Annotated in this window: 12 protein-coding genes; 6 read left to right on the forward strand and 6 right to left on the reverse strand. The window is 63.3% G+C overall.

The genetic code is table 11. The features are described from left to right. Positions 1-61 precede the first annotated feature (61 nt). Positions 62-772, forward strand: coding sequence for a membrane integrity-associated transporter subunit PqiC (locus tag DFS21_RS14800; protein ID WP_038706898.1), 711 nt, complete (start codon positions 62-64; stop codon positions 770-772). Positions 773-952: 180 nt separating this feature from the next. Here the strand turns inward: DFS21_RS14800 and DFS21_RS14805 are convergent, their stop codons facing one another. After that, a complete protein-coding gene (locus tag DFS21_RS14805) occupies positions 953-2,404 on the reverse strand; it encodes a histidine kinase (protein WP_110702007.1) in 1,452 nt (483 codons plus the stop codon). Between the two features lie 135 nt (positions 2,405-2,539). Here DFS21_RS14805 and serB point away from each other — a divergent pair, with 135 nt between their 5' ends. Next, positions 2,540-3,754, forward strand: coding sequence for a phosphoserine phosphatase SerB (gene serB / locus DFS21_RS14810; RefSeq protein ID WP_110702005.1), 1,215 nt, complete (start codon positions 2,540-2,542; stop codon positions 3,752-3,754). A 161-nt stretch (positions 3,755-3,915) separates the two neighbouring features. Here the strand turns inward: serB and asd are convergent, their stop codons facing one another. Genes asd through DFS21_RS14825 form a run of 3 tightly spaced genes read right to left on the reverse strand, consistent with a single transcriptional unit; the run spans position 3,916 to position 7,178 of the window. Beyond that, positions 3,916-4,779 carry an archaetidylserine decarboxylase gene (asd, locus tag DFS21_RS14815; RefSeq protein ID WP_038706897.1) on the reverse strand — a complete coding sequence of 288 codons (864 nt, stop codon included), beginning with the start codon at positions 4,777-4,779 and terminating at the stop codon, positions 3,916-3,918. A 9-nt stretch (positions 4,780-4,788) separates the two neighbouring features. After that, positions 4,789-5,598: a rhodanese-like domain-containing protein gene (locus DFS21_RS14820; protein WP_110702003.1), complete on the reverse strand. Its 810-nt coding sequence runs from the start codon at positions 5,596-5,598 to the stop codon at positions 4,789-4,791. A 44-nt stretch (positions 5,599-5,642) separates the two neighbouring features. Beyond that, on the reverse strand, positions 5,643-7,178 hold the full coding sequence (locus tag DFS21_RS14825; RefSeq protein ID WP_110702001.1) for an HDOD domain-containing protein: 1,536 nt from the start codon (positions 7,176-7,178) through the stop codon (positions 5,643-5,645). Positions 7,179-7,308: 130 nt separating this feature from the next. Between DFS21_RS14825 and motA the strand changes: the two genes are divergently transcribed. Both motA and motB read left to right on the forward strand, forming a co-directional pair. Then, on the forward strand, positions 7,309-8,160 hold the full coding sequence (gene motA, locus DFS21_RS14830; RefSeq protein ID WP_023630652.1) for a flagellar motor stator protein MotA: 852 nt from the start codon (positions 7,309-7,311) through the stop codon (positions 8,158-8,160). Between the two features lie 3 nt (positions 8,161-8,163). After that, entirely contained in the window at positions 8,164-9,180 is a 1,017-nt protein-coding gene (gene motB / locus DFS21_RS14835) for a flagellar motor protein MotB (protein ID WP_102682172.1), read from the forward strand. Between the two features lie 32 nt (positions 9,181-9,212). Here motB and DFS21_RS14840 read toward each other — a convergent pair whose 3' ends face one another. Beyond that, complete coding sequence (locus tag DFS21_RS14840) at positions 9,213-9,692, reverse strand: molecular chaperone Tir (RefSeq protein ID WP_111532562.1); 480 nt, start codon at positions 9,690-9,692, stop codon at positions 9,213-9,215. A gap of 146 nt (positions 9,693-9,838) precedes the next feature. Then, on the reverse strand, positions 9,839-10,870 hold the full coding sequence (rsgA, locus tag DFS21_RS14845) for a small ribosomal subunit biogenesis GTPase RsgA (RefSeq protein ID WP_102682170.1): 1,032 nt from the start codon (positions 10,868-10,870) through the stop codon (positions 9,839-9,841). Positions 10,871-10,978: 108 nt separating this feature from the next. Between rsgA and orn the strand changes: the two genes are divergently transcribed. Continuing rightward, complete coding sequence (orn, locus tag DFS21_RS14850) at positions 10,979-11,521, forward strand: oligoribonuclease (RefSeq protein ID WP_028688268.1); 543 nt, start codon at positions 10,979-10,981, stop codon at positions 11,519-11,521. An 88-nt stretch (positions 11,522-11,609) separates the two neighbouring features. Next, positions 11,610-12,221, forward strand: a complete 612-nt coding sequence (locus tag DFS21_RS14855; protein WP_023630647.1) for a trimeric intracellular cation channel family protein — start codon at positions 11,610-11,612, stop codon at positions 12,219-12,221. The last annotated feature ends 823 nt before the right edge of the window (positions 12,222-13,044 follow it).

A 13,044-nucleotide genomic window follows, 5' to 3' on the forward strand; every position in this document is an offset into this window, starting at 1 on the left:
CGGATGAATCTACATGAGTATCACTGCGGTCAGTCTGGTGACGACCGCCTGGATGGGATGAATGAAATTTCTGCGCCTTCCATTTGCGCTGCTGATGACTGGCCTGCTGGGCCTGAGCGGGTGCAGCATGCACCAGCCGGTTGCCCTGTATCAGCTCGACAGCGGTGATCCCGGCCAGCCGACCCAGGCTGCGGGCATGGCGGTGGTGCTTGGCCCGGTATCGGTGGCCGACTACCTGCAACGTGAAACCTTTTTGCAGCGTCAGACCGATGGCAGCCTGACTGCGGCGACCGACGGTCGCTGGGCTGGCAGCCTTTCGTCGGATATCGACCAGTTGCTGGTACGCCAGCTGGCCTGGCGCCTGGACAGCCAACGCGTGGTGCTGGCGCCGGCAAGTGCCGGCTTCACGCCGGACGTGCAGGTGTTGCTGTCAATCACCCGCCTGGACTCGGGCAAGAACCAGCCGGCGATCCTCGATGCGCAGTGGCGCGTGCTGGATCGCCGTGGCCAGGTGCGTGACAACCGTATCGTCCACCTCGAGCAGCCCCATGCGGGTAGTGAGTCGGCGCAGGTGCAAGCCCAGGGGCAGCTGCTGCAGAAACTGGTCGAACAGCTGAGCACCACGGTCAAGCCGCTGGCCAACCAGCCGGCCATCGCCGAGGAAGCGCCACGCAAGCCGGCCGCGCCGGTGCAGGTGAAGAAAGAGCCGGAGAAACCAAAGATTCCGATGGCTTCACCGATTCGTACCGATATGGAAGTGTTCCGCTTCTGATATGACAGGCATGAAAAAGCCCGCAGCGATGCGGGCTTTTTTGTGGGTGTCGCCATGTGATCGGGACGGCGTGGGAGTGGGCTTGCCCCACGATAGGGCTCGCCAAGACAGCAACATTGCCTGCCCCGACGTTATCGCAGGGCAAGCCCGCTCCCACGCAGGCCTTGAATCAGAGTTGGCTCAGGCGCGGCGCTCGTGCATCCGCGCCAGTTGGCGCTCCAGCATGGACGGGTAAGGCTCCATCAGGCGCTCGACACAGCAGGCGCCCTCCGGACTGGCGATCGGGCGGATGCGCGCGCGCTGGCGCACCAGGGTGTCATCGCTGATGCGGCGCTCGACCAGCAACAGGTTACGGCTGTGCTGCGACAGGGCCAGGGCGTCTTGGGCCTGTTCGGTCATCAGCAAGTCGACCTGATCCATGCCTTGCAGGTCGTCGGCCAGCACCAGGCCCAGCTGCAGTTGCAGGGTGATACCGCTGTCTGCCACCTCGATCTGCAGGGCGTGGCCCAGGGCGCGCAGGAGCTCGCCACAGCAGATGGCATTGGTCAGGTAGTCCTCGCCGCTGTCACGGCTGTGGAACAGCAGCAGGGTGCTGCCATCGTTCAGGGTGTGGACTTCTCCTTCGTACAGCGACGCGGCTTGGTCCAGGCAGTCGCGGTAGCGTTCCAGCAATTCGGTCAGGCGGGTGCGCGGCAGGCGGCGCAGTTGCTCCTGGGAGCCCAGTTGCACGGCCAGCACGGCACTGTGCTGTGGTTCGTCGGACTCGACGATAACGGGTTTGGCCGGGGCGCTTTGCTCATCCAGCAGATCGGCGAAGGCGTCATCGTCATCGTCGTGCTCGGTTGCCTGTGCCGCGACTTTCGTGCGTGGCGCGGCCTTGGGGGCGGGCACCTCATCGAAATCGTCTTCCTGGTCCTCTTCTTCCGGCTCCGGTGGCGGCGGCGGGGCAAGGCGGGCGTGCAGCTGGCGGGCCAGGTCGCCGATCTCGTCCTGGCGGTCGATGCCCGGCGTGTAGGGGTGCGGATCACGCAACCAGACGCGCAGTTGCAGCAGCGGGGTGGAGATGAAACGGCCCAGACGCAGGCTGAGGGTCAGCGCCAGGGCCAACAGGATCGCGGCAAGGATGCCCATGCTCTGCAGGCTGATCAGCATCGGTTGCTGGAACTGGCTCATGTCCAGGCTGATGCGCAACTGGCCGGCGGTCACGTCCTGGAAGGTGATCTTTGTCTGGTAGACCCCTTCGGTTTCGCCCAGCAAGCTATTGCGTGGGCGCTGGCCGGCCTCGGCGAGGATGCGGTTGTCCACGCTGTAGATGGCGGCATGGGCCACCAGCGGGTTCTTCACCAGGTTGCCGAGCAGCACGTTGAGGCTGAGGATGTCGTTGGACACCAGCAGCTCGGTGGCCGATGTGGCCGTTTGCGTGGTCAGGCTCTGGCCAACGGCATCGGCCTGCTCGTGCATGGCCTGCTTGAACTGCAAACCCATCACGCAGGCATAGATCACCAGGGCCAGGGCCACCAGGAAGATGTTATGGCTGGCAATGCGCAGGGCCAGGGGGATTCGGCGCTGGCTGAGGGCTCGGTAGATCATCAGGAAGAAGTTATCGGGTTTTACGGGCGTGGGCCGGTTCACAGAGCGCGGCTCTTCATGGCGAGAAAGTTGCTGGGCAGTATAGCGATACGTGTTTTGTCGGCAAAGTAGCGTTGGCGCCCGATGGTCATGGAAAATCGGTAGAATGCGCATTTTTCATCGAGTTGGAGCCCGGTCTTGCGCGAAATCGTCCTGATCAACATCACTGGTGAAGACCGTCCAGGTCTTACCGCGGCCATCACCGGCGTCCTGCTCCAGGGCGGTGTGAACATTCTCGACATCGGCCTTGCGGTCATGCACGGCACGCTGTCGTTCGGCATCCTGGTCGACATTCCCGACAACGAGGTGGCCACCGCGCTGCTGCAGAGCGTACAGGCCAAGGCCCATGAGCTGAACCTGCAGGCGCGCTACACGCCGATCTCCGAGGCCGACTACCAGCACTGGGCCGACAGCCAGGGCGAGGCCCGCCACATCGTCACCCTGCTCAGCCGCCGGGTCACTCCCCAGCAGTTGCAGCGGGTCAGCGCCATCATCAGCCAGTACGGCCTGACCATCGAGCGCATCGAGCGCCTGTCGGCCCGCGTGGCGCTGGATGTCCAGACCGAGAAGGGCAAATCCGCGCTGGAAATCTCCGTGCGTGGCGAAGCCAGCGATGCCCAGGCCTTGCGCGCCGACTTCTTCGCCCTGTCCGAAGAGCTCAACATCGACATCGCCTTCCAGCGCGACGACCTGTTCCGCCGCAACCGCCGTCTGGCGGTGTTCGACATGGATTCGACGCTGATCGAGGCTGAAGTCATCGACGAGCTGGCCAAGGCTGCCGGTGTCGGTGAGCAGGTGGCGGCGATCACCGAGCGCGCGATGCGTGGCGAGCTGGATTTCCGGGCCAGCTTCAAAGAGCGCATGGCGCTGCTCAAGGGCCTGGACGTGGGCGTACTGGACCAGATTGGCGCCTCGCTGCGCCTGACCGAGGGCGCCGAGCACCTGTTCGCCGAGCTCAAGCGCCTGGGCTACAAGACTGCGATCCTTTCCGGCGGCTTCTCCTACTTCGCCAAGCAGGTGCAGGCGCGCCTTGGTATCGACTACGTATTCGCCAACGAGCTTGAAGTGGTGGATGGCAAGGTCACCGGCGTGGCCGTCGAGCCGATTGTCGATGCGCAGCGCAAGGCTGATCTGCTGCAGCAACTGGCCGGCGAAGAGGGCCTGCAACTCGAGCAGACCATTGCCGTCGGCGATGGCGCCAACGACCTGCCGATGCTGTCCCTGGCCGGCCTGGGTGTGGCCTTCCGCGCCAAGCCGCTGGTGCGTCAGTCGGCCAAGCAGGCGATCTCGACCCTGGGTCTGGATGGTGTGCTGTACCTGCTCGGCGTACGCGATCGCGAAGCACGCGGTTGATCTTGAGCCCTGGGGCTGCGCTGCAGCCCTTTCGCCGGAAAGCCGGCTCCCACAGAGGTTTGCGTTGTTACTGTGGGAGCCGGCTTGCCGGCGATGGACCGCGTAGCGGTCCCAATGAAAAAGGCCCTGCTGAGCAGAGCCTTTCTTGTTGCAGCAGTCAATCAGGCCTGGGCCGGCTGCGCCAGTAGCTCACCCATGCGCACGGCGGAGCCGGCACCGAGGCTCTCGGCCCACTTCACCTGCTCTGGCCCGAACAGCACGATGGCGGTGGAGCCCAGCTTGAAACGGCCCAGTTCGGCGCCTTTCTCCAGATGGATCGGCGCACGGCTGGCGTCGTCATAGCGGAAGGTCTTCAACTCGCGCTTCGGCGGCGTGACCAGGCCGGCCCAGACGGTCTCGATCGAGGCGACGATCATCGCGCCGACCAGCACCACGGCCATCGGGCCGCGCTCGGTATCGAACAGGCACACCACGCGCTCGTTGCGGGCGAACAGCTCCGGCACGTTCTCCGCGGTGGTCTGATTGACCGAGAACAGACGGCCCGGCACATAGACCATTTCGCGCAGGGTGCCGGCCAGCGGCATGTGCACGCGGTGGTAGTCCTTGGGCGACAGGTAGATGGTGGCAAATTCGCCGCCCATGAACGGCGCGGCCAGGGCCGGGTCGCCGCCCAGCAGCTCCAGGGCGCTGTAGCCGTGGCCTTTGGCCTGGAAGATGCGGCCATGCTCGATCGGGCCGAGCTGGCTGACCGCGCCGTCGGCCGGGCAGAGGATCGCGCCGGGGGTCTCGTCCAGCGGGCGGGCGCCGGGCTTGAGGGCGCGGGTGAAGAAGGCGTTGAAGTGCTCGTAGGCGCTGAGGTCTTCGACCAGTGCCTCGGACATGTTCACCTGGTAGCGCTTGGCGAACCAGGCGGTGAAGGCGTTCTTGAACCAGCGTGCGCGGCACTCGGCGACGCAGCCGGCCAGCCGCGACAGCAGGTGGTGCGGCAGCAGGTACTGGCTGATGATGAACAAGCGGGATTTCATTGAGCGTCCTTAAACTTCGACGGGCGTGTCGGGGTGGTTGCCCCATTCGCCCCAGGAACCGGCATAGCCCTTCACCCGTGGATAGCCGAGGGCCTTGGCCACGAGGTAGGTGAAGCCGGAGCGGTGGTGGGTCTGGCAGTGGGTGATCACTTCCTTGTCGCGGGTGATGCCCAGGTTTTGCAGGACTTCGGCGATGTCCTTGCGGATGCGCAAGTGGTCGTTGAGGTCCATGCCGGCGGTCCACTCGAAGTTGATCGCGCCTGGAATGTGCCCGCCCCTGGCTGCCAGCACCTTCTCGCCGCTGTACTCCAGTGGCCCGCGGGCGTCCCAGATGACCAGGTCGGCGTCGCCCAGGCGGCTCTGCAGGTACTCGCGGGTGGCGGTGGGTTCGCCATGCAGGTGCAGGTTCACCGGGCCGCCGGCGACTTCGGGCGTTTCGGTGGACAGCTTGTCCGCCGGCCAGGCCTGGATGCCACCGTTCAGGTAGTGGTAACCCTTGTGGCCGATGACGTCGAGCAGCCAGATGAAGCGCCCGGCCCAGCCGCCGCCCTCGTCGTCGTAGACCACGTAGACCGCATCGTCGCGGTGGCCGAGTTCACCGAACAGCTTTTCCAGGTCTGCCTGGGCCGGCAGCAGACCGGGGGCCGGGGGCTGGCCCAGCTGGGTGCGTTTCGGGTCGACGAAGCGGGCTCCGGGGATATGCCCGCTGCCATAGCGGTTGGCGCTGGTCAGGTCGACCAGGATCAGCCGTGGCGAATCCAGGCGCGGCAGCAGGTCCTCGGCTTCGATCACCAGGGGCAGGCCGGAAAAGTCAGTCATCCACGTTCTCCAGGGTGGAAAGAGGGGCGATTGTAGCGCAAGGGTCAGGCATTGCGGGTGGCAAACACGGCCAGGGCGCGCTCCACGCATTGCGCGGTCTTGCCGAACGCCTGCACGCTGACGTCGGCCAACGGCTTGCCGTCCTGGTCGGCCACCGCCAGCATCAGCACCTGGTCGCCCACCGCCAGCGAGCGTAGCAGCAGGTGCTCGCTACGGAAGAAGGCGCGCAGCGGTGCCGGCAGCAGGGCGCTGAACTGGGCATGGTTGTCGGGCGTCAGGCGCAGTTGCCCGGCTTTGGCCATCAACTTTTGCAACAATTTGTTCTGCACGACGGGCAACGCCATGGCGGCGGCCTCGCGTGGCAGGCCGGCGGTCTGCTGCACGCGCAGGTAGTCGGTGGTCTTGTCCAGGCTCAGCAGCATGATGCGCTGCATGCCGCAGGCCAGCAGGGCGTCGCGGGCCTGGGTGGCCAGGTGCACGGCGTTGCTGAACGGGCTGGGCTGGGCCAGCAGTTCCTGGCACAGCGTACGCCAGCGGCCGAGGTCCTCGGTGCTGGGCGGTGGTGGCGTGAGCATGTCCGGATGCGGCCGGCGCTGGTGCCAGGGCCAGATCAGCGCCTCGGCCGGGTGGAACAGCGCATGCCGGGCGTGGTGGCGGGCACTGGCCGCGGCCTGCTGGTGGACCTGCTGCTGGACATCGTCCAGGGTGGTCTGCAGGTACAGCGCGGTGAGCAGTTGCCAGCGCAGCAGGTGCGGGTTGTCCCAGCCCACCTGGGCGGCCAGGGCAAGGCCGTTGGCCAGCAGCACGGTGTTAGGGGGCTGGTTGAACCAGCGGCGCAGGGCCGGCTCGTCGTCCAGGCGCTGTTGCTGGGCCAGTGGGTCCTGCTCGCGGGCGATGTTCAACACCAGGGCGAGTTGTTCGCGCTCTTCAAGCAGCAGGCGGTAGCCCTGGATGACCCACTCGGGTAGGCGCCAGTGTTCGGCCAGGCTCCGGCACAGTTGCATCAGGCGCACCCCGAACAGTTCCTGCTCGACCACGGCGGCGTCCTCGCCCTTGTGGATGACCCGTAGCTCCCAGGTGTCGAGCAGCTTGGGGTAAGCCAGCGCCAGAGGCCACAGCGGCGAGAGGAACAGCAGGCTGCCCCAGTGAATCTCCTGCCAAAGCCGCGCCAGGCGGCTGGCGAACAGGCCGTTGGCCTGCTGGGTGGCATGCTGGCTGATCAGCAGGAACTGGCGCAGCACCGGCGGGATCTCGTCGGCCGGCAGTGATGGCAGGCGTGCCAGCAGTTGGCTGACGCGGGCCAGGCCAAGGCGGTTGAGGGCAATTTCCAGGCTCTCGGCCGGCTCGGCCTGGCTGGCGTTGGCCGGGTGGTTGGCCTCGCGCAGCACGCAGAGCACCAGCGCGGGGCTGTCCTGCATCAGTTCGGCGATATCGCGCAGGGAGCGACGGCTGTCGTTGATAGCCTGCAGCACGCGATCATGGCTCTCTTTCGGCACCGGTACGCGGACCCCGTCGAGCAGCTTGATCCAGGCCTCTAGACTCGACGGAGCCTGACTTGGCACCTTGGTTTCAATTGGCATATTGACATCAGTCCGAACTGGCTTTTCGCAATGAGTGGCTATAGTCTGGCGCAGTTCTGCCGATAAGTAGAAGAAGAGTTTTCAAGCTTCCGTTCCCTATCCTGACCACGACAGCAAGTGCTTCCAACTTATGGCTAAAATTATCGGCATCATCGTCGTATTCGCGAGCGTGCTCGGCGGCTACGTGCTTTCCCACGGCAAGATCGCGGCACTGATCCAGCCGTTCGAAGTGCTGATCATCGGCGGCGCGGCCTTTGGTGCGTTCCTCCAGGCCAACCCTGGTTACATGACCATGCATGTGATCAAGAAGTCGCTGAAGATGTTCGGCACCCGTTTCACCCACACCTTCTACCTGGAAGTGCTGGGCCTGGTGTACGAGATCCTCAACAAGAGCCGTCGTGAAGGCATGATGGCGATCGAAGGCGACATCGAGGACGCCGCGGCCAGCCCGATCTTCGCCAAGTACCCGGCGGTGCTGGGTGATGAGCGCATGACCGCGTTCATCTGCGATTACCTGCGGATCATGTCCACCGGCAACATGGCGCCCCACGAGCTCGAAGGCCTGTTCGACATGGAGCTGCTGAGCATGAAGGAAGAGCTCGAGCACCCGTCCCACGCAGTGACCGGAATCGCCGACGGCATGCCCGGCTTCGGTATCGTCGCGGCGGTACTGGGTATCGTGGTGACCATGGCCTCGCTGGGTGACGGTGACCAGAAGTCCATCGGCCTGCACGTCGGTGCGGCGTTGGTCGGTACCTTCTTCGGTATTCTTGCAGCCTACGGCTTCTTCGGCCCGTTGGCCAACGCCCTGCGCCATGATGCCAAGGAAGAGTTGAACGTCTACGAGGCGATCAAGGCCTCGCTGGTGGCCTCGGCTTCCGGCATGCCGCCGTCGCTGGCGGTCGAGTTCGGTCGCAAGGTGCTGTACCCGGCGCACCGCCCGAGCTTCGCCGAGCTGGAACAAGCAGTACGCGGTCGCTAAGCCATGGAGAACAATCAGCCCATCATCGTCAAGCGCGTCAAGCGCTTTGGCGACGGCCATCACGGCGGCGCCTGGAAAATCGCCTTCGCCGACTTCGCCACGGCGATGATGGCGTTCTTCCTGGTGCTGTGGTTGCTGTCGACCGCCACGCCTGAGCAGAAGATCGCAATCGCCGGTTACTTCAAGGACCCGATCGGTTTCTCCGAAAGCGGTACGCCCTACATCATCGATCTGGGTGGCTCGCCAGAACTGGCACCGGAAAAGACCATCAACCCGGAAGTGAAGTCTGAACCGACGCCGGATACCAGCCTGCAACTGGACAAGGATCAGGTCGAGACCATGGCCGAGCAGGTCGAGCGCGAGCGCCTCGAGCTGCTGCTGCAGGAGCTGCAGAACAAGGTCGAGGAAAACCCGCAACTGCAGAAGTTCAAGGACCAGATCCTGTTCGAGATCACCCAGGACGGCCTGCGCATCCAGATCATGGATGCCGAGAACCGGCCGATGTTCGACCTGGGCAGCGCACGCCTGCAGCCGTACTTCGAAGACATCCTGCTGGCCATGGCCGACACCATCAAGGCGGTGCCGAACAAGATCAGCATCAGTGGCCATACCGATGCCAAGCCGTACTCCGGTACCGGCGATTTCGGTAACTGGGAGCTGTCGGCCAACCGCGCGAACGCGGCGCGTCGTGCATTGGTCGCTGGAGGCTATCCGGATGAGCAGGTGGCCCGCGTGGTCGGTTATGCTTCGTCGTCGCTGTTCGACCGTGCCAACCCGTTCAACCCGGTCAACCGCCGTATCGACATCATCGTCCTCACCAAGAAGGCGCAGCGCGATATCGAGGGTGAACAGGGCAAGCCGGAGGCTGCGCCGCCTGCCGCTGACACACCGCCTGCGAGCGCAGCGCCAGGTGCAGCCGCGACACCGGGCGATACGCCGATGCAGCCGCGTGAGCTGCGCCAGAAGCTGAACATCTTCGAAGATGGCGTATTGAAGATGGACGAGGCCAAAGACCAGTAAGTAACAGGGGCCGCTTTGCGGCCCCGATGCATTCAGAACCCCCGCCTGATCTTGGCCTTGAGATCGGCATGGAAGAAATCCGCATTGTCCCTGTCCGACACTGCGCCGCCCCCGGCCGGCGAAGCAATGGCCCGGCCAAAGGTCTGTTCGTCATGATAGGCGCGCACGAACAGGTCGATATGCTCTCGTTCCCGCATTACTGGCCACTTGCCCAAGCGCTGCGGCAGGTCAGTCGAGCCAGCATGGTAGAAAGTCACCCGCCGATGCGCCATGGCCGCAGCGCCCAGTAGCCAGGCCGTCCACCAGCCTTCGGCATGGGCCTCGCAGAGCACTCCGATCCAGTGAGTGGCATCGGCCATGTGTTGGCAAAAGCTGCCATGCAGGTCGTCGTGGGTCTGCCCTTCACTGTCGAAGGGGACGAGTTGGGTGGGAATGCCTTCTAGTAGCAGACGCTCGTTCAGGATGAAGGCATCGAGCCGTTCGTTCTGGTGGTAACTGATGAATACCGGCATCTGTGCTGCCCTCCCTGATCAATACCGACGACAAGGCCATGACCATCAGGGAAAGCAGCGGGAGGGACAATAGGTGACCGCGAAACCGGAGCGGTCCTACCTGCTCCGGTAAAATTTCCTACGATGCTAGCGTGCTTGCCGCCACCTCAATAGGTGTCTTCCGGCAAGCTGGCGATGATCGAGCGGTAGCTGTTCATTCGCTGTTGCGTAACGCTACCGTCTTCCAGGGCCTTGAGCAGCGCACAGCCAGGCTCGCGATCATGCTTGCAGTCGCGGAAGCGGCAGTTGCCGATCAGTTCGCGGAACTCGATGAAGCCATCCTCGACATCGTCCCGGCTGACGTGGCCCAGGCCGAACTCGCGGATACCCGGCGAGTCGATCAGGTCGCCGCCGTTGGGGAAGTGGTACAGGCGCGCAGTGGTGGTGGTGTGGGTGCCCTGGCCGGACCATTCCGACAGGTCGCCGACACGGGTGCCTGCATCAGGCAGCAGGCTGTTGACCAGCGAGGACTTGCCCACGCCCGACTGGCCGACGAACACGCTGATATGGCCGTCTAGTGTCTGCTGCAGGCGCTGCATGCCATCGCCCTGGTGCGCGGAAACCTCCAGCAGCGGGTAACCCAGGCCGCGGTAGACCTCGAGCATGGCGTTGAGAGTCGGGGCGTTCTCGTCGTTGATCAGATCGGCCTTGTTCAGCAGCAGCAGCGGGCGGATGCCGGCATGCTCGGCGGCGACCAGGTAGCGGTCGATCAGGTTGGGATGCGGTTCGGGCGCAGGGGCGAAGACAATGACGATCAGGTCGACGTTGGCCGCCACCGGCTTGAGCTGGCCATGGTTGTTCGGCCGGCACAGCTCGGTGCTGCGCGGCATCTGCGCGACGATCACGCCGATGCCCTGATTGCCGGCGCGCCAGACCACACGGTCGCCGGTCACCAGCGCCGGCAGGTTGGCCCGCAGGTGGCAGCGGAACACCTGGCCCGCAACCTCGCCGTCCTGGGCCTCGACCTCGACCTGCACGCCGAAGTGGGCAATCACCAGGCCCAGTTGCTCTGGCCCCAAGTCGCCGCCCTCCAGTTCCTGCAGCACGTGCTGCTCGCGTTTGGCGGCGCGGGCGGCGCGCTCACCCTGGATCTTTTCGATGCGCCAGTTCTGGCGGCGGTTGAGCTGGCGTTTGGCCATGAAGGTTCCGTGTTGGCGGGGCAGAAAGAAAACGGCAGGCAGTTTAGCACGGCGCGCCCAACACCCGTTCGCTAGGCTAATATGACGGCCTATTCGAGGAGCCTTTTCATGCAAAACCCACAGAACCTGATCTGGATTGATCTGGAGATGACCGGCCTGGACCCGGACAACGATGTCATCATCGAGATGGCCACCATCGTCACCGACAGCGAGCTGAACACCCTGGCCGAAGGCCCGGTGATCGCCATCCACCACAGCGACGAAGTGCTGGCGCGCATGGACGAGTGGAACACCCGCACCCATGGCGCCTCGGGCCTGACCCAGCGCGTGCGCGAGAGCAAGGTGAGCATGGCCGAGGCCGAGGCGCAGACCATTGCCTTCCTCGAGCAGTGGGTGCCGAAGGGCAAGTCGCCGATCTGTGGCAACAGTATCTGCCAGGACCGCCGTTTCCTCTATCGCCACATGCGCGAGCTGGAAAACTACTTCCACTATCGCAACCTCGATGTGTCCACGCTCAAGGAACTGGCCGCGCGCTGGGCGCCGGAGGTGCGTGACAGCTTCAAGAAGGGCAGCACCCACCTGGCGCTGGATGATATCCGTGAGTCGATTGGCGAACTGCGTCACTACCGTGAGCATTTCATCAAGGTCTGACCTTGTGCGCCGATGATCGTCGGCGCGCCCCTTTTGGTGCCCCGCGTGACTGGGTAGACTGCGCGCCTTTCCCGCACGGACCTGCACCATGTTGCTGATGCTCTATCTCATCGCCATCACCGCCGAAGCCATGACCGGCGCCCTGTCCGCCGGCCGCCGCGGCATGGACTGGTTCGGCGTGGTGCTGATCGCCTGCGTCACCGCGCTGGGTGGTGGGTCGGTGCGTGACGTACTGCTCGGGCATTATCCGCTGACCTGGGTCAAGCACCCGGAATACCTGGTGCTCACCAGTTTCGCGGCATTGCTGACGATCTTCATCGCGCCCTTGATGCGCCACCTGCGGTCGTTGTTCCTGGTGCTCGACGCCCTGGGGCTCGTGGCGTTCACCCTGATCGGCTGCATGACCGCGCTGGAGATGGGGCAGGGGTTCCTTGTCGCCTCGATCAGCGGGGTGATTACCGGGGTGTTTGGCGGCATCCTGCGGGACATCTTCTGCAACGATATTCCTTTGGTGTTTCGGCGTGAGCTGTATGCCAGTGTTTCGTTCGCGGCGGCTTGGTTCTATCTGGGGTGTGTTTACTTCAAGGTGCCGGCGGAGCAGGCCATGCTGCTGACACTGTTTGGTGGTTTTCTGGTGCGGTTGTTGGCGATTCGGTTTCATTGGGAGATGCCGAAGTTTCATTACAATGATCAGCAATAGCGGCTTTTTGCGGCGCAGCCACTATATTCAGAATTGTTCTGGCAGTGCTGTAACTGTAGTCATATAACCATTGTTCAGAAGAGTTGCTTGCTCTTGCTCTTGCTCTGCTTTTGCTTCTAAGTGCGCGATAGTTCAGGCGACACAAATTGCGACTTCAGGAGGCCGAACGGAGGGCTTGCGCAGGGAGGTGACGGGCATGGATGCCCGTCAAGCGCCGATCAGGCCATGGATGGCCCGTCGGCGCGTCCTCCCGGAGCGAAGCGTAGGGGCCGGATGAACGGAGCCGAACGGTTTTGCCTCCTTTTCCCAAGAGAAAAGGAGGTCGCCGTAAAGGCGAAAAGGTGAGTGTGCGTCGACATGGCGAATGAATGCGCATATAACTTTCAAAACATACGCTGTGTAAGTCAAAGTCAAAGTCAAAGTCAAAGTCAAAGTCAAAGTCAAAGTCAAAGTCAAAGTCAAAGTCAAAGTCAAAGTCAAAGTCAAAGTCAAAGTCAAAGTCAAAGTCAAAGTCAAAGTCAAAGTCAAAGTCAAAGTCAAAGTCAAAGTCAAAGTCAAAGTCAAAGTCAAAGTCAAAGTCAAAGTCAAAGTCAAAGTCAAATGCGATTGGTGTGGGTTTTTACAGTTGTAAGCGCATTCATTTGCTATAATGACGCATAGTCACCCTTTCGCCACCCGGCGAGTCACTTTTTGTCAAACGCGACAAAAAGTAACCAAAAAACGCTGCGGGTATGACTCACCCACATGGGTTACAAATCAGTTCACGCACATAGGTAACAGTCTTTAACTGGCAGGGTCGGTTTTCGAGGATCTGACCATGCCT

The sequence above is a fragment of the Pseudomonas sp. 2848 genome, assembly GCF_003253945.1.
Classification (GTDB): Bacteria; Pseudomonadota; Gammaproteobacteria; order Pseudomonadales; family Pseudomonadaceae; genus Aquipseudomonas.

Bases quoted from the DNA above. Each gene is read 5' to 3' on its own strand.
- motA (WP_023630652.1), top strand. From the start codon at position 7,309: ATGGCTAAAATTATCGGCATCATCGTCGTATTCGCGAGCGTGCTCGGC.
- rsgA (WP_102682170.1), bottom strand. From the start codon at position 10,870: ATGGCCAAACGCCAGCTCAACCGCCGCCAGAACTGGCGCATCGAAAAG.
- orn (WP_028688268.1), top strand. From the start codon at position 10,979: ATGCAAAACCCACAGAACCTGATCTGGATTGATCTGGAGATGACCGGC.
- asd (WP_038706897.1), bottom strand. From the start codon at position 4,779: ATGAAATCCCGCTTGTTCATCATCAGCCAGTACCTGCTGCCGCACCAC.
- motB (WP_102682172.1), top strand. From the start codon at position 8,164: ATGGAGAACAATCAGCCCATCATCGTCAAGCGCGTCAAGCGCTTTGGC.
- DFS21_RS14840 (WP_111532562.1), bottom strand. From the start codon at position 9,692: ATGCCGGTATTCATCAGTTACCACCAGAACGAACGGCTCGATGCCTTC.
- DFS21_RS14855 (WP_023630647.1), top strand. From the start codon at position 11,610: ATGTTGCTGATGCTCTATCTCATCGCCATCACCGCCGAAGCCATGACC.
- DFS21_RS14820 (WP_110702003.1), bottom strand. From the start codon at position 5,598: ATGACTGACTTTTCCGGCCTGCCCCTGGTGATCGAAGCCGAGGACCTG.
- DFS21_RS14825 (WP_110702001.1), bottom strand. From the start codon at position 7,178: ATGCCAATTGAAACCAAGGTGCCAAGTCAGGCTCCGTCGAGTCTAGAG.
- DFS21_RS14800 (WP_038706898.1), top strand. From the start codon at position 62: ATGAAATTTCTGCGCCTTCCATTTGCGCTGCTGATGACTGGCCTGCTG.